Raw genomic sequence first — 19341 nt, 5'->3', positions numbered from 1 at the left:
AGTCCGGGCTTCCTGCGTGCCATCTGCCCGCGGTGTGGGCCGCACGCCTCTCGATGGTCTGAAAAAGATGCTGGATAATAAAGCATGACCCGCTTGACGGCTAGCGCCGTCGGAGACCCTTGCAATGCCTGATCAAGATGTACGCTTGCAACACCTGAATGTTTGGCTCGATGAACAATTGGCGACCCTTTTTGCCGAGCAGGGCTGGGGCGCCGTCCCCCCGGCCACGTTGACTGCGGCCAGCAGCGACGCGAGCTTTCGGCGGTATTTTCGCTGGGAAGGCGGTGGCAAAAGTTTCATTGTGATGGACGCGCCGCCGCCCCAGGAAAACTGCAAACCCTTCGTGGATATCGCCTTTTTGCTGGCCAAGTCCGGAATAAATGTGCCGAAAATTTATGCCGAAGACCTCGAGCGCGGTTTTCTTTTGCTCAATGACCTGGGCAACAAGACCTATCTGGACGTCATCGACAACGAAAACGCCGACGATTTGTTCAAGGATGCCCTGCAGGCGTTGCTGGCTTTCCAGCAGTTGCCGATGGTTGCGCCATTGCCGAGCTATGACGTGGCCTTGCTGCGTCGTGAGCTGGAACTGTTCCCTGAGTGGTACGTGAAGCGCGAATTGGGCATCGAATTCGACGCGGCGCAGCAAGTGCTCTGGCAGCAGGTCAGCGAACTGTTGATCGACAGTGCCCTGGCACAGCCAAAAGTCCTGGTGCATCGTGACTACATGCCGCGCAACCTGATGCTCAGCGAGCCCAATCCCGGTGTGCTGGATTTCCAGGATGCGGTGTACGGCCCGGTGACCTACGATGTGACCTGCCTGTTCAAGGATGCGTTTCTCAGCTGGCCCGAGGCGCGCGTGAACGGCTGGCTTGAAAACTACTGGCAGCAAGCAAGCGCCCTCGGCATTGCGGTGCAACCCGAGTTCGAGGACTTCCTGCGGGCCAGCGATTTGATGGGTGTGCAACGCCATCTGAAAGTCATCGGCATTTTTGCGCGCATCTGCCATCGCGACGGCAAACCGCGTTATCTGGGCGATGTGCCACGTTTCTTTGCGTACATAGAAGCGGTGATCGCTCGCCGTCCTGAACTGGCCGAGCTGGATGTGTTGCTGGCCAGTCTGCGCGCCGGAGTGAAAGCATGAAGGCAATGATTCTGGCAGCGGGCAAAGGCGAGCGCATGCGCCCGCTGACCCTGACCACGCCAAAACCTCTGGTTCGTGCAGGCGGCGTGCCGCTGATCGAATATCACCTGCGAGCACTGGCCGCGGCCGGGTTCACCGACATCGTGATCAATCACGCCTGGCTCGGTCAGCAGATCGAAGACTATCTGGGCGATGGTTCGAATTATGGCGTGAGCATCCAGTACTCGGCGGAAGGTGAGCCCCTGGAAACCGGCGGCGGGATTTTCCGCGCATTGCCGTTGCTGGGGGATGAAGCGTTTGTGGTGGTCAACGGCGACATCTGGACCGATTACGACTTCAGCGTGCTGCATCAACCCATCAACGGCCTGGCGCACCTGGTACTGGCCAGCAACCCGCCCCATCATCCGGCCGGGGACTTCAGCCTGGTCGGAACCCGGGTGACCGACGGGCAGCCGCAAGCCGACACTCTGACCTACAGCGGCATCGCCGTGTTGCATCCGCAGTTGTTCGACGGTTGCACCGCGGGGGCCTTCAAGCTCGCGCCGCTGTTGCGCAAGGCCATGGCTGACGGTCAAGTGACTGGCGAACAGCTGAATGGGCACTGGGTCGATGTCGGCACTCACGAGCGTCTGGCCGAAGTTGAAACATTAATCGAAGCGAGCCGCTGACATGTTGTGGCCAGGGACTCTGATTGGAGCCGGAGCAGGCTTTGCCTTAGCCAGTATTCCGGGGGCCTTGCTTGGCGCGTTGTTGGGGCAGGCGCTGGACCGGCGCTTGCACCTGCAGAGCTGGGGACATTTGTGGGAAAAACTGGGCGGTCGCCCGGTGTTGCGTAACGATGAATTGCTATTTGTCCTGTTGGGGCGCCTGGCCAAGTGCGACGGCCAGGTGATGGCCGGGCACATCGATCAGGCCCGAGCGGAAATGCGTGCGCTGGACATGTCCGAGCCGGCCCGGCGTCGTGCGATAGCCGCGTTCAATCGCGGCAAGTCGGGCCGCGACCGGCTACGTGGTTATCTGCGTCGCCTGAGTGCCCAGCCCCATGCGGCGGAAGGCGTGTTGCGCGCCTGCTGGCGAATGGTCTGGGCCGATGGTCGTGCCGGCAGCAGTGAGCGTGAGTTGATCGGCCAATGGGGCCAGTGGCTGGGCTGGACGCCGCGCCAGGTACAGGCGTTGGCCCATGACTATGAGCCGCAGAAGCGGCCATTGGGCAGCAGCGTGCCAAGTTATCAGGAAGCGTTAAGGCTTTTGGGGGTGTCGGCCACCACTGAACCGGCGCAGATCAAGCGTGCCTATCGGCGTCTGCTCAGTCGCCATCATCCGGACAAGATTGCCGGCAGTGGCGCGACGGCGTTGCAGGTGCGTGAGGCTACCGAGCGAACGCGTGAGCTGCATAACGCCTACACGCTGATTCGGGAGCGGCGGGATTTTCGCTAACAGGAAAGGCTTGTGTCGTCTGTAATGACCCTATCGTCGGAACGCCGCCCGGAGCAAGCTCGCTCCCACAGGTTTTATGTCGATAACAAAAATTGTGTACGACGTTAATCCTGTGGGAGCGAGCTTGCTCGCGATGAGGGCGACACAGTCTTTCAGTCTGTCGCAGGCTGCGGATTCAACCAACCCCGCACCCGACGGAACAATTGCTCCTGTTCAGCCTTGGTATCCGGTAACGCCTTGAGTGCGACCTGGTTGAATGCCGATGACTTCAGGCGTTTGCTGGCCTGCAGGCGCTCCAGTGCTGCGTCGCGATCCAGCGCTTTGTCCTTGTAGAAAATATCCGCGGTCGGCAGTTTCAGGGTCGGGGTCAGCTCTGCCAGCCCGGGCGTGGCTGCCACAGGTGTCCGGGCGGCAACCATTACCAGTTTTTCGACTTGCGACGGCTGCTTCTCGCTCAGGTAACGCGTGGCCCAATAGGCGCCGGAACCATGCCCCAACACCACGATACTGCGGGCGCTTTGCTGTTCGGCGAAGGCGATCGCGGCGTCGATCCGGGCGAAGATGCGCTCGGCATCTGCCTTGGACTGTTCCTCAGTGGTCTCGGCAATGGCCTTGTCGGCCACGTCGGCCACGTCGGCCTCGCCACCGGCCACTTGTTCGATGGGGGCCACGGTGGTCGAGTCTTTGCTGCCGGTTTCGGGGGCCTTGGGAGCCGGCGCTGCTTCCACGACTCGTGGCGCAATGGCATCGCTTTGCAGGTCCGGCAAGGTGATACTCAGGCTGCTCCACTCGGCGTCCGGCAGTTTGCGCCGTAAAGGGCCAACCGCTTGCGGCCAGTCAACGGTTTCGCCGGTGCCGGGGATGATAATCACCGCACCTTTGGGGTCGGCGGTATTGGCAGGTTTCCACAATGCCAGAAACGTGTCGGTTCCCACTTGCAGTTGTTGCTGTTCCTGAGCCGGGATTTTTCGCTCAAGTGCAGTCGCTTCTTCCTTACTACGCTCAGGCAACGGCTGACGCTCGAGTGGTTTTTCTTCGGCGGTTTTTTCTGCTGCTGCAGGCGCCGGGTCGGCCGCCTCAACGGAAAAAGCGCATGGCAGGATCAGCGACAGGCACAATGCTGGCAGTGCCAGGCGGTAGACAGGGGGCATTGGATATTCCAGGCCAGAAGTTGTTCCGGCAGCCTAATGGGTTGGTCAGTATTTGTCAGTGTGTGAGAGTTCAATGATGCGTTTACGCTGCCTGTGGGTTATCGGCTGTTTGTGGTTTCCCTTGATGGGTTGGGCGGCGGCCATGCCCCCGGAGCACGTTGCCCAGTTGACCCCGAAACAACAACACTGGCTGGCGCAGCAGGACGAGTTGCGGGTCGGCGTGGTGTTGCAGGCGCCCTATGCGCAATATGATCGCCGCTTGCAGCGCCTGTCCGGGGTGAATGTCGACTTGATGAAGTGGCTGGCAAAGACCCTCAACGTCGAACTGAGCTGGCGTAACTTTCCCGACCTTGAACAACTGGAGGCGGCTGCACGCGAGGGCGAAATCGACATCGCCCCGGGGCTGACCCAAACCCCTGGCGGATTACGCCTGTGGCAGTTTTCCGACCCTTACATGCGAGTGCCGCAACTGGTGGTCAGCGACCAGAAAAGCGCCGGCGCTGTCGAGCTGGAAAAGCTCGACAGCCAGACCCGCGTCGCCGTGCGCATGCCCAGCGCCATCGCCGATTACCTGCGTAGCAACTATCCGCACCTGAATCTGCAAGGCGTCCCGATGGAGCGTCAGGCATTGCAATTACTGATTGGCCAGCAGGCGGGTTATGCGGTGGTTGATGAGGCGCAATTGGGACGCTTGTCGGTCGAGACGGAGTTCGCGGGGTTGGTGGTGGTGGGGGATGTCGGCCTGCCGCAGCTGCTGCGGGTGGCCACGCGCCGCGACAAGCCGGAACTGGCGGGCATCGTCGAAAGCGCATTGCGGGCGATCCCGGCCAAGGATCTGGAGCAACTGCACAATCAATGGCTGCAGCCCAAGTATCCACGGCTCTCCGAGTCTCCGGGTTTTTGGCAGAACCTCTGCCTGTTACTGGCTGTGCTGACGTTAAGCTGCATGGCCATCGTGTTCTGGCAGCGTCGCCAGCAACACAACCTGGAACAGCGCCTGCTGGCCGCGCAGGAAGACATCGCCTTGCGCGCCGCCAGCGAAGAGGCGTTACAGCTCACCCAGTTTTCCATCGACCAGAGCACTGTCGGCATCCTCTGGGTCAACTGGGACAGCCATGTGCGCTACGCCAACCGCGCGGCGGAAAGCATGCTGGGCTATCCGGCCGGAGGGATCATCGATCGACCCCTGATCGACTTCGAGCCTGGTCTGCACATGGACCGTTGGCTGAACCTGTGGAAGCGCGCCCGGGCCAGTGAAGACGGCCCGCAAAGTTTCGAATCCAATTGCGTGCGGGCCGATGGCAGCATCCTGCCGGCCGATGTCTCGTTGAGCTTTCTGCGCTTTCGCGATGGCGAATACCTGGTGGTTTACCTCAACGACGTCACCGAGCGGCGCCGCGCCCTGGCCGCCTTGCAGGAAAGCGAGGCGCGGCTGCAAGGCATCGCCGCCAATGTTCCGGGGCTGGTATTCCGCCTGGAGCGGGCGCCGGTGACCGGTCAGATCGACTTTGCCTACATCAGCGAAGGCAGCGAAAGCCTGGTGGGTTATTCGCCGGCCACGCTGGCGCATCGCGACAAAGGCCTGCGCAGCCTCGTGCATCCGGATGACAAGGCCAGCTATCACCAGACCCAGGATCATGCGCTGGATACCGACAGCGACTGGTCGTGGCAAGGTCGAATTCTCACGCGCCAGGGCGAACAGCGCTGGGCAGAAATCAAGGCCATCACCCGCCGGCTGGAAGACGGAGCCTATGTCTGGGACGGTATTGTCTGGGACATCAGCGAGAGCAAGCGCATAGAGCTTGAACTGGCCAGCTCCCGGGAACAACTGCGTGAGTTGTCCGCGCACCTGGAAAGCGTGCGCGAAGAAGAAAAGGCGCGCATCGCCCGGGAAGTTCACGATGAGCTGGGTCAGATGCTGACCGTGCTCAAGCTGGAAACCTCCATGTGTGAACTGGCTTACGCGCAACTCGATCCAGGCCTTAACGAGCGCCTGGGCAGCATGAAGCGCCTGATCGCTCAACTCTTCCAATTGGTTCGCGACGTGGCGACTGCATTGCGCCCACCGATTCTCGATGCGGGTATTGCCTCGGCCATCGAATGGCAGGCCCGACGGTTTGAGGCGCGCACGCAGATCCCGTGTCTGGTGCAAGTGCCGGACAATCTTCCGGTGCTCAGCGACGCCAAGGCTATCGGCCTGTTCCGGATCCTTCAGGAAGCGCTGACCAATGTCATGCGCCACGCTCAGGCGCATACTGTTGAACTGACGCTGGCGCTGGAAGGCGACGAGTTGTGTCTGACGGTCAGCGATGACGGTGTAGGATTTGTCGCCGCGCTTGGCAGGCCAGCGTCCTTTGGGATCGTCGGAATGCGTGAGCGGGTATTGATCATGGGTGGTGAGTTATCCCTTGAGAGTGAACCGGGTGAAGGCACGACCCTGAGTGTGCGCGTGCCGCTGGACCGCCGACAGTCGTAATCAATGAGGAGGGGTAAGTGATTCGTGTACTGGTAGCCGAAGACCACACCATCGTTCGCGAAGGCATCAAGCAGTTGATCGGCCTGGCCAAGGACTTGCTGGTGGTGGGGGAGGCGAGCAATGGCGAGCAGTTGCTCGACACCTTGCGTCATGTGCCCTGCGAAGTGGTGTTGCTGGACATCTCCATGCCAGGCGTCAACGGTCTGGAAGCCATTCCGCGGATTCGCGCGCTGAATAATCCGCCGGCGATCCTGGTGTTGTCGATGCACGACGAAGCGCAGATGGCCGCCCGGGCGCTGAAGGTGGGCGCTGCCGGTTATGCGACCAAGGACAGCGACCCGGCGCTGTTGCTGACGGCCATTCGCAAAGTGGCGTCGGGCGGGCGTTATATCGACCCGGAACTGGCAGACCGCATGGTCTTCGAGGTCGGCCTGACCGACTCGCGTCCTTTGCATTCGCTGCTCTCCGAGCGCGAATTTTCTGTGTTCGAACGCTTGGCCCAGGGCGCCAACGTCAACGATATCGCCCAGCAACTGGCACTGAGCAGCAAAACCATCAGCACCCACAAGGCGCGGCTGATGCAGAAACTCAACATCACCTCGTTGGCGGAACTGGTGAAGTACGCGATGGAACACAAGCTCCTCTAAACCACACCGCTGTACCTGTGGGAGCGAGCTTGCTCGCGATGAGGCCCTATCAGTCAATACTGATGTCGACTGACAGTCCGCTATCGTCGGAACGCCGCCCGGAGCAAGCTCGCTCCCACAGGGTTCTCCATCAGTCGTTGAACCGTGCGCATATCCAATAGCGACGTGCCTGACGAGCTGCTTTCACCGTTACTTGTGGCTTGTAGCTGACCCCTTGCCACTACATTTGCCAAAACGCGCCATCCTTGTAGGGCAATCCCTACCCCCAACCTTCCATCCGGCTGAGGCGAATCTCTCTTGCCCCCCGATTTGCGTGGTCTCCAGCGTCCACTAGGCTTAATCCCACAGCAGTCATCAATAACAAAGGTGTGGGTATGAGCCAGGTCGATTCAAGTGCAGGGGCCAATGATGTTCTGGTCAGCTTTCGTGGAGTGCAGAAGAGCTACGACGGCGAGAACCTGATCGTCAAAGACCTCAACCTGGACATTCGCAAAGGCGAATTCCTCACCTTGCTCGGGCCTTCCGGTTCCGGCAAGACCACCAGCCTGATGATGCTCGCCGGCTTCGAAACGCCGACCGCGGGCGAAATCCTGTTGGCGGGGCGTGCCATCAACAACGTGCCGCCGCACAAGCGCGACATCGGCATGGTATTTCAGAACTATGCATTGTTCCCGCACATGACGGTGGCCGAGAACCTGGCGTTCCCGCTGACCGTGCGTGGCATGAACAAGAGCGACGTCAGTGCCCGGGTCAAGCGGGTCCTGAGCATGGTCCAGCTCGATGCCTTCGCCCAACGCTACCCGGCGCAGCTCTCCGGTGGTCAGCAACAGCGTGTGGCATTGGCCCGCGCACTGGTGTTCGAGCCGCAATTGGTGCTGATGGACGAACCCCTCGGCGCACTCGACAAACAACTGCGTGAACACATGCAGATGGAGATCAAGCACCTGCACCAGCGCCTGGGCGTAACCGTGGTCTACGTGACCCACGATCAGGGCGAAGCCTTGACCATGTCCGACCGTGTGGCGGTGTTCCATCAGGGCGAAATCCAGCAGATCGCGCCGCCGCGCACCCTCTATGAAGAGCCAAAGAACACCTTCGTCGCCAACTTCATCGGCGAGAACAACCGCCTCAATGGCCGCCTGCACAGCCAAACCGGCGACCGTTGCATTGTCGAACTCGGACGCGGTGAAAAGGTGGAAGCCCTGGCGGTTAACGTCGGCCAGACCGGTGAGCCGGTGACCCTGTCCATTCGTCCGGAGCGCGTGAGCCTCAATGGCTCCAGCGACCAATGCGTCAACCGCTTCACCGGGCGAGTCGAAGAATTCATCTATCTGGGCGACCACGTCCGGGTGCGCATGGAAGTCTGCGGCAAGACCGACTTCTTCGTGAAACAGCCGATTGCCGAGCTTGATCCCTCGCTCGCCGTCGGCGACGTGGTACCGCTTGGCTGGCAGGTCGAGCACGTTCGCGCACTCGACCCACTTCTAGAGGCGCATTGATCGCCCCGGCAATACCAACACCAACCCTGCACGTGGAGAGAACAATAAATGTTGAGATCCCTGAAATTCACCGCTTTGGCACTGGGCATGATGGGCGCGGCACACGCAATGGCGGCTGGCCCGGACCTGACCGTGGTGTCCTTTGGCGGCGCGAACAAGGCGGCTCAGGTCAAAGCCTTCTACGCACCGTGGGAAGCGGCAGGTAACGGCAAGATCGTGGCCGGCGAGTACAACGGCGAAATGGCCAAGGTCAAGGCCATGGTCGACACCAAAAGCGTGTCCTGGGATCTGGTAGAGGTTGAATCGCCGGAACTGTCCCGTGGTTGCGACGAAGACATGTTCGAGCAGCTCGATCCGAAGTTGTTCGGCAAGAACGAAGACTACGTCAAGGGCGCCATCCAGCCTTGCGGCGTGGGTTTCTTCGTGTGGTCGACCGTGCTGGCCTACAACGCCGACAAGCTGAAAAGCGCACCGACCAGTTGGGTGGATTTCTGGGACACCAAGCAGTTCCCGGGCAAGCGTGGTCTGCGTAAAGGCGCCAAGTACACCCTGGAATTCGCACTGATGGCCGACGGCGTTGCGCCGAAAGACGTCTACAAAGTGCTGGCCGGCAAGGACGGTCAGGACCGCGCATTCAAGAAGCTCGATGAACTCAAGCCGAACATCCAGTGGTGGGAAGCCGGCGCACAACCGCCGCAATACCTCGCTTCCGGTGACGTGGTCATGAGTTCGGCCTACAACGGCCGGATCGCTGCCGTGCAGAAAGAAAGCAACCTGAAAGTGGTGTGGAACGGCGGCATCTACGACTTCGACGCATGGGCCATTCCAAAAGGCCTGGACAAGGCGCGTGCCGAAGCGGCGAAGAAGTTCATCGCTTACTCGGTGATGCCACAACAGCAGAAGACCTACTCGGAAAACATCGCCTACGGCCCGGCCAACACCCAAGCCGTACCGTTGCTGTCCAAGGATGTCCTGAAAGACATGCCGACCACCCCGGAGAACATCGCCAACCAGGTGCAGATCGACGTCAGCTTCTGGGCTGACAACGGCGAGCAACTGGAACAGCGCTTCAACGCCTGGGCTGCGAAATAATCCTTCGCCCGTAGGAGCTGCCGAAGGCTGCGATCTTTTGATTTTGGTTTTGACTTTGCCTTTCCAGGATCAAGAGATCGCAGCCTCGTTGCACTCGACAGCTCCTACAGGGGGCGGTGTGTTTCATGAGTGTTGATGTAATGCGGCATCACCGTGGGTGGTGCCGCCCATTCAAAGATTCCCGGAGTACGTCATGGCTATCGCCGTTCCCCTGAACGAGGGCACCAGCCCCACCTTGAAGCAGCGGCTCAAGCATGCCGAGCGGGTCAACCGCTGGAAGGCCCAGGCGTTGATCGCGCCGCTGGTGCTGTTTCTGTTGCTGGTGTTCCTGGTGCCGATCGTGGCGCTGCTCTACAAAAGCGTTGGCAACCCGGAAGTGGTCGGCGGCATGCCGCGCACCGTGACCGCCATCGCCAGTTGGGACGGCCGCGGCCTGCCCGCTGAACCGGTTTACAAAGCGGCGGCCGAAGATCTCGCCGACGCTCGCAAGAACCAGACCCTGGGCGATTTGTCCAAGCGCCTGAACATGGAACTGGCCGGCTACCGCAGCCTGCTGACCAAAACCGCCCGCGCCTTGCCGCTCGCCACTGAGCCGGCTTCTTATAAAGAAGCGCTGGAAGGTCTCGATGAACGTTGGGGCGACCCGGCCTACTGGCAAGCGGTACGCCGCAACACCAGCAGCATCACCCCGTATTACCTGCTGGCGGCCGTCGATCATCGCATCGACGACCTCGGCGAAATCGCCCCGGCCACCCCGGACCAGGCGATCTACCTCGACATCTTCGCCCGCACCTTCTGGATGGGCCTGATCATCACCGTGATCTGCCTGGTGCTGGCGTATCCACTGGCTTACCTGCTGGCCAACCTGCCGTCGCGGCAGAGCAACCTGCTGATGATTCTGGTGCTGTTGCCGTTCTGGACGTCGATCCTGGTGCGGGTCGCGGCGTGGATCGTATTGCTGCAATCGGGTGGCCTGATCAACAGCGGCCTGATGGCCATGGGCATCATCGATAAGCCGATCGAGCTGGTGTTCAACCGCGTCGGTGTCTACATCTCGATGGTGCACATCCTGCTGCCGTTCATGATCCTGCCGATCTACAGCGTGATGAAAGGCATCTCGCCGACCTACATGCGTGCCGCGATTTCCCTCGGCTGCCATCCGTTCGCCAGTTTCTGGCGGGTGTACTTCCCGCAGACCTATGCCGGTGTCGGCGCCGGATGCCTGTTGGTGTTCATCCTCGCCATCGGCTACTACATCACCCCGGCATTGCTGGGCAGCCCGAACGATCAGATGGTCAGCTATTTCGTCGCCTTCTACACCAACACCAGCATCAACTGGGGCATGGCGACCGCACTCGGTGGATTGTTGCTGCTGGCGACTGTGGTGCTTTATCTGATTTACAGCTGGCTGGTGGGCGCCAGCCGCCTGCGCCTGAGCTAAGGGGAGAACGAAATGCTGAGTCCTTATATGTCGCCCATCGAACGGGTGTGGTTCTACAGCTTGCGGATTCTCTGCGGCTTGATTCTGTTGTTCCTGATCCTGCCGGTACTGGTGATCATTCCGCTGTCGTTCAACTCGGGGAGTTTTCTGGTCTATCCGCTGCAAGGCTTTTCGCTGCACTGGTACCAGGACTTCTTTGCCTCGGCGGAATGGATGCGTTCGTTGAAGAACAGCATCATCGTGGCCCCGGCAGCGACGGTACTGGCGATGATCTTCGGCACGCTGGCGGCGATCGGCCTGACCCGAGGCGATTTCCCGGGCAAGCCGCTGGTGATGGCGCTAGTGATTTCGCCGATGGTGGTGCCGGTGGTGATCATTGGTGTGGCCAGTTACCTGACCTTCGCTCCACTGGGATTTGGCAACAGCTACACCTCGCTGATCGTCGTGCATGCCGTGCTCGGTGTGCCGTTTGTGATCATCACAGTGTCGGCGACCTTGCAGGGGTTCAACCAGAACCTGGTACGGGCCGCGGCAAGCCTGGGCGCTTCGCCGTTGACCACGTTCCGCCGGGTGACCTTGCCGCTGATTGCACCGGGCGTGATCTCGGGGGCGCTGTTTGCCTTTGCGACTTCGTTCGATGAGGTGGTGGTGACGCTGTTCCTCGCCGGCCCTGAACAAGCGACCCTGCCACGGCAGATGTTCAGCGGCATCCGCGAAAACCTCAGCCCGACCATCGCTGCCGCCGCGACGCTGCTGATTGCCTTCTCGGTGATCCTGCTGCTGACTCTGGAATGGCTGCGCGGTCGTAGCGAGAAACTGCGTACGGCGCAGGTTTAAGCCTTCACACCAATCAACTGTAGGAGCGAGCTTGCTCGCGATGGTCGTCAACGATAACGCGGGCCTTCTGAATGCCCGCGTCGCACTCAGGTTCATCGCGAGCAAGCTCGCTCCTACAGTGTATTTTGGTGTTCCCGGAAAACTCGGTCATTCATGACCTGAATGGAAGACAACCCGCAATCCCCAGCTACTATTGTGCCCAGCTCCCCTATCTATAAGAGGCTGCGCACATGAGTCTTTCCTCTTTCAAGATCGCTCACAAACTGATCACCGGCGCAGGTGCCATCGAGCAATTGTCTGCCGAGCTGGCGCGTCTGGACATCGACAACCCACTGATCGTCACTGATGTCGCTTTGGTGAAATCAGGCACAGTAGAACTGGCACTGGCGCAGCTGGGCGAACGCAGCTACGAGATTTTCGACCGGGTACTGCCGGACCCGGAAATTTCCATCGTCGAAGATTGCATGCAGATCTATCGCGACGGTGGGCATGACGGCTTGATCGGCCTGGGCGGCGGCAGTGCCATCGACATTGCCAAGAGCGTGGCGGCCTATGCCGGTTACCACGGCGCGCTGGAGGATCTGTTCGGTATCGATCAGGTCCCGCGCAAGGGCCCGCCGCTGATTGCCATCCCGACCACCGCCGGCACCGGCTCGGAAGTGACCAACGTCGCCATCCTTTCCGACAAGGTCGCGCAACTGAAGAAGGGCATTGTCAGCGACTACCTGTTGCCGGATGTGGCGCTGGTCAGTCCGCAAATGACCCTGACCTGTCCGCGCAGCGTCACGGCGGCCAGCGGCGTCGATGCGCTGGTGCACGCCATCGAGTCCTATCTGTCGGTCAACGCCTCGCCGATTACCGATGCGTTGGCCATCGGCGCCATCAAGTTGATCGCCAAGGCTTTGCCCAAGGCCTACGCCAACCCGTCGAACCTGCAAGCCCGGGAAGACATGGCCACTGCCAGCCTGATGGCCGGGATGGCGTTCGGCAATGCCGGGGTCGGCGCGGTGCATGCGCTGGCGTATTCGCTGGGCGGGCGTTTCAACATTGCCCATGGGGTCAGTAATGCCTTGCTACTGCCCCATGTCATGACCTGGAACAAGATGGCCTGCATCGAACGCATGCAGGATATCGCCGAGGCCATGGGTGTGAAGACCGCTCATTTGAGCATCAACGAAGCGGCCGACAAAGCCGTGCAAGCCATGAGCGAGCTGTGTACAGCCGTGGAAATTCCTCAGGGCCTGCGCAGTTTCGGTGTGCCCGAGGACGCCATCCCGTCCATGGCCGTGGAAGCGGCGGGGATCGAGCGCTTGATGCGCAACAATCCGCGCAAATTGAGTGCCACCGATATCGAAAAGATCTATCGCGCGGCGTATTAGGGCTTCTGCCGTTGATGGATGATGGCAAGGTCCAATCATCGCGCTCACGGTGCGCACGTCAAAGCATGAGGTATACAATGCGCGCCATCGTGATTCTGCTCAGAAAAGGTGCGTCATGCAGCCCTTCGTAATTGCTCCGTCGATTCTCTCCGCCGACTTCGCCCGCCTGGGTGAAGAAGTGGACAATGTCCTGGCCGCCGGCGCTGACTTCGTGCACTTCGATGTCATGGACAACCACTACGTGCCCAACCTGACCATCGGCCCGATGGTCTGCGCGGCACTGCGCAAGTACGGCGTGACCGCGCCGATCGACGCGCACCTGATGGTCAGCCCGGTGGACCGCATCGTCGGCGACTTCATCGAAGCCGGCGCTACTTACATCACCTTCCACCCGGAAGCCACCCAGCACATTGACCGCTCCCTGCAATTGATCCGCGAAGGCGGCTGCAAGTCGGGCCTGGTGTTCAACCCGGCGACCCCGCTGGATGTGCTCAAGTACGTCATGGACAAGGTCGACATGATCCTGTTGATGAGCGTCAACCCGGGCTTCGGCGGGCAGAAGTTCATCCCCGGCACCCTCGACAAGCTGCGTGAAGTGCGGGCGCTGATCGATGCCTCCGGCCGTGACATTCGCCTGGAAATCGACGGTGGCGTGAACGTGAACAACATCCGCGAAATCGCAGCGGCCGGTGCCGACACCTTCGTCGCCGGCTCGGCCATCTTCAATGCGCCGAACTATCAGGAAGTCATCGACAAGATGCGTTCCGAACTGGCGCTGGCTCGCCCATGAGTGGCTTTGAGCAGTTGTTCCCGGGGCAACTGCCGCGGCTGGTGATGTTCGATCTGGACGGTACCTTGATCGACTCGGTCCCGGACCTGGCAGTGGCTGTGGACAAGATGCTGCTCAAACTCGGTCGTAAGCCCGCTGGTCTGGAAGCAGTACGCGAATGGGTCGGCAACGGCGCGCCGGTATTGGTGCGTCGTGCGCTGGCTGGCGCTATCGATCATTCGGCGGTCGATAACCACGAGGCCGAACGGGCGCTGGAGTATTTCATGCAGGCTTATGGCGAGAGCCATGAGTTGACGGTGGTGTATCCCGGTGTGCGCGACTTCCTCAAGTGGCTGCAAAAGCAGGGCGTCGAGATGGCGCTGATCACCAACAAGCCGGAGCGTTTCGTCGCGCCGCTGCTGGATCAGATGAAAATCGGTCGTTACTTCCGCTGGATCATCGGCGGCGACACCCTGCCACAGAAAAAACCCGATCCGGCCGCGCTGTTTTTCGTGATGAAAATGGCCAACATTCCGGCTTCGCAGTCGTTGTTTGTCGGCGATTCGCGCAGCGATGTGCTGGCGGCGAAAGCGGCGGGGGTCAAGTGCGTGGCCCTGAGCTACGGCTATAACCACGGTCGGCCAATTGCCGAAGAGTCGCCGGCGCTGGTGATCGACGACCTGCGCAAACTAATTCCCGGTTGCCTGGATCCGGCCGCTGAGATAACGTTGGCCGACGCTGTCAAACCCCCTTCTGGAAACGCCATCGTGGTGGTCACTCGCAAACTCTGGATGAAAGTCATCAAGGCCCTGGCCCGCTGGCGTTGGCGCGCCTGACTTGATTCTGGCCGGTTATCCGGCGCGTTTGCATACCTGACTGTTCGACCCTCAAGCCACGAGGCACCTCATGATCCGCGAAGAATTCCTGCGTTTGGCCGCTGCCGGCTACAACCGCATCCCGCTTGCCTGCGAAACCCTGGCCGACTTCGACACGCCGCTGTCGATCTACCTGAAGCTGGCCGACGAGCCCAATTCCTACTTGCTGGAGTCCGTACAGGGCGGCGAGAAGTGGGGCCGTTACTCGATCATCGGCTTGCCGTGCCGCACCGTGCTGCGGGTTCACGATCATCACGTCAGCGTGACCGTCGATGGCGTCGAGACCGAAAGCCACGATGTGGAAGACCCGCTGGCCTTCGTCGAAACCTTCAAGGCCCGCTACAACGTGCCGACCATTGCGGGCCTGCCGCGCTTCAACGGCGGCCTGGTGGGCTACTTCGGTTACGACTGCGTGCGTTACGTGGAAAAGCGTCTGGGCAAGTGCCCGAACCCGGATCCGCTGGGCGTGCCGGACATTCTGCTGATGGTTTCCGACGCGGTGGTAGTGTTCGATAACCTGGCCGGCAAGATGCACGCCATCGTCTTGGCCGACCCGGCGCAGGAAGACGCCTTCGAACAAGGTCGCGCACGCCTGGAAGAGCTGCTGGAAAAACTCCGTCAGCCGATCACCCCACGCCGTGGCCTGGACTTCAGCAAACAACAATCGGCTGACCCGGTATTCCGCTCCAGCTTCACCCAGGACGATTACGAAAAAGCCGTCGACACCATCAAGGAATACATCCTGGCCGGTGACTGCATGCAGGTCGTGCCGTCCCAGCGCATGTCAATCGACTTCAAGGCGGCGCCGATCGATCTGTACCGCGCGCTGCGCTGCTTCAACCCGACGCCTTACATGTACTTCTTCAACTTCGGCGACTTCCACGTCGTCGGCAGTTCGCCGGAAGTGCTGGTGCGGGTCGAAGACAACCTGATCACCGTGCGCCCGATTGCCGGCACCCGTCCGCGGGGCGCCAACGAAGAGGCCGACCTGGCGCTGGAAAAAGACCTGCTGTCGGACGACAAGGAAATCGCCGAACACTTGATGCTGATCGACCTCGGTCGCAACGACACCGGTCGCGTATCGGAAATCGGTTCGGTGAAGCTCACCGAGAAGATGGTCATCGAGCGATACTCCAACGTGATGCACATCGTGTCCAACGTCACCGGGCAACTGAAAGCAGGGCTGACGGCCATGGACGCACTGCGAGCGATTCTGCCGGCGGGCACCTTGTCCGGCGCGCCGAAGATTCGCGCGATGGAAATCATCGACGAACTGGAGCCGGTCAAGCGTGGCGTCTACGGCGGTGCGGTCGGTTACTTCGCCTGGAACGGCAACATGGACACCGCCATTGCGATCCGCACGGCGGTGATCAAGAACGGCGAACTGCACGTGCAGGCCGGTGGCGGCATTGTGGCTGACTCGGTGCCGGCGCTGGAATGGGAAGAAACCCTGAACAAGCGTCGCGCGATGTTCCGCGCCGTTGCCCTGGCCGAACAAACCCCGAATACCTGATTCCACGCAAAACCTACTGTAGGAGCTAGCTTGCTAGCGAAGGCGTGTCAGCAACACAGTGTCGACTGACACACCTTCGCTAGCAAGCTAGCTCCTACAGGGGATTTGCGGACACCAAAAAAACGCGGCGCCTGTGAGGGTGCCGCGTTTTTTATTGCCTGCACATCAGAAGTCCAGCGCAACACCCAGGTTGATGCCCTGTTGGGTGAAGTCGTCGTCCTTGCGGATGTTGTAGCTGGCGCGCAGTGCCAGGTCCTTGGTGAGGTTGTGGCTCACCCCAAGGTTCACACGTTGCAAATGACTTTGCGGGGTGTAGCCTTCCAGCGTGAACTGATTGTTCGGCAGGCTGTTGAGGTTGATACCCACGTCCTGAGTGTCGTCGTTGTACTCACGCTCGATTGCCGCTTCGCCGAAAACCTGGGTTTGCGGGGTGATCTGGTATTTGCCCTGCAGGCCAGCGCCCAGACGCCGGGAAATACGCTCCTGATCGGCGAAGGTCAGCGCCGTGGAGTTGTTGCCGTCCTCCGAGTAACCGTCGACTTGTACCTTGGAGAAGTCGGCGCTGACAAACGGAGACAGGTGCCAGGGGCTGCTGGCTTGTTGCGCAATGTCGTAACCCACGCGTGCGCTGAAGGCTTCGACGTAGCCGCTGGTATCGCCTTTTTCGCCGCGTTCGTTGACGCCCAGCTGGAATTTACGCTTGAGGCTATCGTAATCCAGATGCCCGGCCGTCAACGCCGCATCAGCCCACACACGGTTTTGCTGGTACTGGGCGAATGCTGTGCCCAGGTAAGTGTTGAGCTTGTAGTCGGAATCGTTGTTGCCGGCTTCGAGTTTCTGGTTATAGAAACCGGCCACCAGGCCGACACGCCAGGCATCGTCGAGACGATAGCTGCCACCAATGTTCAGGTTGGCTCCGTTACCGTCGGCGCTTGCCACGCTGTCCTGACCGTCAAAGTCCTGATGCTGTCCGCCGCCGGAAACAATGGCTCGCCATTGGCCGACGCCTTGCCAGTTTTCCCAATCGGCCAGCCACTGATTGCGCAGTTCATCCTGATGCGCACGCACGGTGCCCTGGGCCATTTCCGGCAGCAAGGTCAGCTCCCACGGCGCCGCCAGTAGGGAATAGGCGTAATCGGCAATCAGGCGCTGCCCGGCTTCGGTGGGGTGCACCGAGTCGTTGTAGATCAGCTTGGTCGGGTCCGGCGTGGCGCTGTTGATGCCGTAGCGGGCGTTCTCGGTGCAGCCGTTGCCGCTGAAGCAGGTGGCGATGAGGTTCTGGTCGGTGGCCAGGCCAAACTGTGCCGGGTTGGCGAACGTCTCTTTGAGCAGTACCGGAATGTTGAGCGGGATGACTTCGGCATTGATGTTTTGCAGTCGGCTTACCAGTTCAGTGTTGAACTGGGCGCTGAGTTGGGACGTGAACGCTTGCAGCGGGGTGCCGTTGAACGCCGGGGTAAAGCCGATATCGGGCAGCAACCAGACCATGACGTACTTGGCGCCGGCGGTTTGCAGCGTCTGCACGCTGTCGGCCAGGCGGTCGGCGGCGGCACTGGCCTGGGGCAGACTGGTGACTCGACCTTGCAGGAAGTCGTTACCGCCGCCCGACAGGTAATACAGTGCGTTCGGGTCGGCACGGAAGTTATTGGATGGAAGGTAGCCGGCCCGGGTGCGTTCGCCGGTGGCGGAGGTGCTGGTAATCGAATCAAGAATCTGGTCGGTACGGTAGCCGCCTACAGCCCAGTTGTTACCATCAGGCAGGCCTTCGTTGGCGCGAACTGCTGAAGCAGAGGATGCCGTCTGGTCTGGTGAAAACCCCAGTTTTCCGCCCAGAATCTGCGTGGCGTTGAACGAGCGGACTTCGCCGCTGCCATCCAGGTACACCGGCCCCGTCCGGTTGGTGAAGCGCTGCGTCGCCCCGGCAGGCCCGCCCGTGTCGGCAAAGGTCCCAGCGTCGTTGAGGCTGTCCCCGAAGACAATGAAACTTGTATAAGGATTAGGTGCGGCGTTCGCCTGGGCGCATGCGATCGCGAGCAAGCATCCTGCGAGTGGTACAAACAACGACTGTTTGATCATGAGCAAGTCCGTTTATTTATTGTTGTAGTGAACGAAACGACAGTACCAAAAACTTTCGGCCTTTTGCCATCTGTCGCGAAGCCTTTGATAGTTTCGCGGGCAGCACCCCCGGCGATATTGCGCGCTCTGCCCAGCTAAGTTACTGTGCCGGAACGTACGAACGAGACCTTCCCCGTGTTGATCATCAGTAAACTCCTGGATCAAGTCATCAAGGCACACGCCCGCTGGCGTTGGCGCGCCTGAATTCTTTTGCCGGCCTTGCCGGACCTGTATCGCTTTGCCTTCTTTACCTGTTTGAAATGCCGCTTTGCTGGCGCTGCTCCAGCACCAGACAAAGCGCAGCGCTCTGCGGGTAAATCATTCGAAGGCCATCTTAAAAGTCAGTGAATTCAAGAGGTTCTAAACGCCATGTTGCTGATGATCGATAACTACGACTCCTTTACCTACAACGTTGTGCAGTACCTGGGCGAGCTCGGCTCCCAAGTCAAGGTCGTGCGCAACGATGAACTGACCATCGCTGAAATCGAAGCCCTCAACCCTGAGCGCATCGTTGTGTCCCCCGGTCCTTGCACGCCGACCGAAGCCGGCATCTCGATTGAAGCGATCAAGCATTTCGCCGGCAAACTGCCGATTCTTGGCGTCTGCCTCGGCCACCAGTCCATCGGCCAGGCTTTTGGTGGTGATGTGGTGCGCGCCCGCCAAGTGATGCACGGTAAGACTAGCCCGGTATTTCACGAGGACAAGGGTGTATTCGAGGGCCTGAATCGTCCGCTGACGGTCACGCGCTATCATTCATTGATCGTCAAGCGCGAAACCCTGCCAGATTGTCTGGAATTGACCGCCTGGACCCAGCTCGAAGACGGCTCGGTCGACGAGATCATGGGCCTGCGTCACAAGACGCTGAACATCGAGGGCGTGCAGTTTCACCCTGAGTCGATCCTCACCGAACAGGGCCACGAACTGTTCGCCAACTTCCTCAAACAAACCGGCGGCACGCGCTAAGGA

General features: G+C 60.4%; 16 protein-coding genes. 14 read left to right on the top strand and 2 right to left on the bottom strand.

Translation table 11 applies throughout. The features are described 5' to 3' along the window. The first annotated feature begins 124 nt into the window (after positions 1–124). From AC1DKH_RS02000 to AC1DKH_RS01990, 3 genes are read left to right on the top strand one after another with little or no spacing between them, the layout of a single operon-like run. A complete protein-coding gene (locus AC1DKH_RS02000) occupies positions 125–1144 on the top strand; it encodes an aminoglycoside phosphotransferase family protein (RefSeq protein WP_477756437.1) in 1020 nt (339 codons plus the stop codon). Beyond that, on the top strand, positions 1141–1812 hold the full coding sequence (gene murU, locus AC1DKH_RS01995) for an N-acetylmuramate alpha-1-phosphate uridylyltransferase MurU (protein ID WP_477797278.1): 672 nt from the start codon (positions 1141–1143) through the stop codon (positions 1810–1812). Before AC1DKH_RS02000 ends, murU begins: the two co-directional genes overlap by 4 nt. Before the next feature lies 1 nt (position 1813). Further along, positions 1814–2581: a TerB family tellurite resistance protein gene (locus tag AC1DKH_RS01990; RefSeq protein ID WP_477797277.1), complete on the top strand. Its 768-nt coding sequence runs from the start codon at positions 1814–1816 to the stop codon at positions 2579–2581. Positions 2582–2733: 152 nt separating this feature from the next. On the opposite strand, the gene AC1DKH_RS01985 is transcribed toward AC1DKH_RS01990, so the two are convergent. Further along, entirely contained in the window at positions 2734–3732 is a 999-nt protein-coding gene (locus AC1DKH_RS01985; RefSeq protein ID WP_477797276.1) for an alpha/beta hydrolase family protein, read from the bottom strand. Positions 3733–3805: 73 nt separating this feature from the next. Between AC1DKH_RS01985 and AC1DKH_RS01980 the strand changes: the two genes are divergently transcribed. From AC1DKH_RS01980 to trpE, 10 genes are all read left to right on the top strand, one after another. Then, positions 3806–6208, top strand: a complete 2403-nt coding sequence (locus AC1DKH_RS01980; RefSeq protein WP_477797275.1) for a PAS domain-containing sensor histidine kinase — start codon at positions 3806–3808, stop codon at positions 6206–6208. A gap of 17 nt (positions 6209–6225) precedes the next feature. Further along, positions 6226–6855, top strand: a complete 630-nt coding sequence (locus AC1DKH_RS01975) for a response regulator (RefSeq protein WP_008051638.1) — start codon at positions 6226–6228, stop codon at positions 6853–6855. Positions 6856–7229: 374 nt separating this feature from the next. Continuing rightward, positions 7230–8354: an ABC transporter ATP-binding protein gene (locus AC1DKH_RS01970; protein ID WP_477759780.1), complete on the top strand. Its 1125-nt coding sequence runs from the start codon at positions 7230–7232 to the stop codon at positions 8352–8354. Between the two features lie 48 nt (positions 8355–8402). Further along, the gene (locus AC1DKH_RS01965; RefSeq protein ID WP_477756444.1) at positions 8403–9446 is read left to right on the top strand and encodes an ABC transporter substrate-binding protein; all 1044 of its coding nucleotides are present in this window, start codon (positions 8403–8405) and stop codon (positions 9444–9446) included. Between the two features lie 193 nt (positions 9447–9639). After that, positions 9640–10887: an ABC transporter permease gene (locus AC1DKH_RS01960; protein ID WP_108216892.1), complete on the top strand. Its 1248-nt coding sequence runs from the start codon at positions 9640–9642 to the stop codon at positions 10885–10887. Between the two features lie 12 nt (positions 10888–10899). Beyond that, positions 10900–11724, top strand: a complete 825-nt coding sequence (locus AC1DKH_RS01955; protein ID WP_046039496.1) for an ABC transporter permease — start codon at positions 10900–10902, stop codon at positions 11722–11724. Between the two features lie 230 nt (positions 11725–11954). Continuing rightward, entirely contained in the window at positions 11955–13103 is a 1149-nt protein-coding gene (locus tag AC1DKH_RS01950; RefSeq protein ID WP_477797274.1) for an iron-containing alcohol dehydrogenase, read from the top strand. A gap of 115 nt (positions 13104–13218) precedes the next feature. Further along, a complete protein-coding gene (gene rpe, locus AC1DKH_RS01945; protein ID WP_477755507.1) occupies positions 13219–13893 on the top strand; it encodes a ribulose-phosphate 3-epimerase in 675 nt (224 codons plus the stop codon). Next, positions 13890–14708 (top strand): phosphoglycolate phosphatase, encoded by an 819-nt coding sequence (locus AC1DKH_RS01940; RefSeq protein WP_007986028.1) that lies wholly within the window; start codon positions 13890–13892, stop codon positions 14706–14708. Before rpe ends, AC1DKH_RS01940 begins: the two co-directional genes overlap by 4 nt. Positions 14709–14778: 70 nt before the next feature. Then, positions 14779–16260 (top strand): anthranilate synthase component I, encoded by a 1482-nt coding sequence (gene trpE / locus AC1DKH_RS01935; RefSeq protein ID WP_477797273.1) that lies wholly within the window; start codon positions 14779–14781, stop codon positions 16258–16260. A gap of 165 nt (positions 16261–16425) precedes the next feature. On the opposite strand, the gene estP is transcribed toward trpE, so the two are convergent. Beyond that, a complete protein-coding gene (gene estP / locus AC1DKH_RS01930; RefSeq protein WP_477797272.1) occupies positions 16426–18336 on the bottom strand; it encodes an esterase EstP in 1911 nt (636 codons plus the stop codon). Between the two features lie 408 nt (positions 18337–18744). On the opposite strand from estP, the gene AC1DKH_RS01925 reads away from it, so the two are divergent. Beyond that, positions 18745–19338, top strand: a complete 594-nt coding sequence (locus AC1DKH_RS01925; RefSeq protein ID WP_007906885.1) for an aminodeoxychorismate/anthranilate synthase component II — start codon at positions 18745–18747, stop codon at positions 19336–19338. The last annotated feature ends 3 nt before the right edge of the window (positions 19339–19341 follow it).

Source organism: Pseudomonas sp. 05L36, from assembly GCF_056398125.1.
Note: the sequence above shows the minus strand (reverse complement) of the source record. Positions and strands in the feature narration are given on the sequence as shown.

What these genes read in the sequence shown, in the direction of transcription:
- AC1DKH_RS02000 (WP_477756437.1), top strand. Translation starts at nt 125, where the DNA reads ATGCCTGATCAAGATGTACGCTTGCAACACCTGAATGTTTGGCTCGAT.
- murU (WP_477797278.1), top strand. Translation starts at nt 1,141, where the DNA reads ATGAAGGCAATGATTCTGGCAGCGGGCAAAGGCGAGCGCATGCGCCCG.
- AC1DKH_RS01990 (WP_477797277.1), top strand. Translation starts at nt 1,814, where the DNA reads ATGTTGTGGCCAGGGACTCTGATTGGAGCCGGAGCAGGCTTTGCCTTA.
- AC1DKH_RS01985 (WP_477797276.1), bottom strand. Translation starts at nt 3,732, where the DNA reads ATGCCCCCTGTCTACCGCCTGGCACTGCCAGCATTGTGCCTGTCGCTG.
- AC1DKH_RS01980 (WP_477797275.1), top strand. Translation starts at nt 3,806, where the DNA reads ATGATGCGTTTACGCTGCCTGTGGGTTATCGGCTGTTTGTGGTTTCCC.
- AC1DKH_RS01970 (WP_477759780.1), top strand. Translation starts at nt 7,230, where the DNA reads ATGAGCCAGGTCGATTCAAGTGCAGGGGCCAATGATGTTCTGGTCAGC.
- AC1DKH_RS01965 (WP_477756444.1), top strand. Translation starts at nt 8,403, where the DNA reads ATGTTGAGATCCCTGAAATTCACCGCTTTGGCACTGGGCATGATGGGC.
- AC1DKH_RS01960 (WP_108216892.1), top strand. Translation starts at nt 9,640, where the DNA reads ATGGCTATCGCCGTTCCCCTGAACGAGGGCACCAGCCCCACCTTGAAG.
- AC1DKH_RS01955 (WP_046039496.1), top strand. Translation starts at nt 10,900, where the DNA reads ATGCTGAGTCCTTATATGTCGCCCATCGAACGGGTGTGGTTCTACAGC.
- AC1DKH_RS01950 (WP_477797274.1), top strand. Translation starts at nt 11,955, where the DNA reads ATGAGTCTTTCCTCTTTCAAGATCGCTCACAAACTGATCACCGGCGCA.
- rpe (WP_477755507.1), top strand. Translation starts at nt 13,219, where the DNA reads ATGCAGCCCTTCGTAATTGCTCCGTCGATTCTCTCCGCCGACTTCGCC.
- AC1DKH_RS01940 (WP_007986028.1), top strand. Translation starts at nt 13,890, where the DNA reads ATGAGTGGCTTTGAGCAGTTGTTCCCGGGGCAACTGCCGCGGCTGGTG.
- trpE (WP_477797273.1), top strand. Translation starts at nt 14,779, where the DNA reads ATGATCCGCGAAGAATTCCTGCGTTTGGCCGCTGCCGGCTACAACCGC.
- estP (WP_477797272.1), bottom strand. Translation starts at nt 18,336, where the DNA reads ATGATCAAACAGTCGTTGTTTGTACCACTCGCAGGATGCTTGCTCGCG.
- AC1DKH_RS01925 (WP_007906885.1), top strand. Translation starts at nt 18,745, where the DNA reads ATGTTGCTGATGATCGATAACTACGACTCCTTTACCTACAACGTTGTG.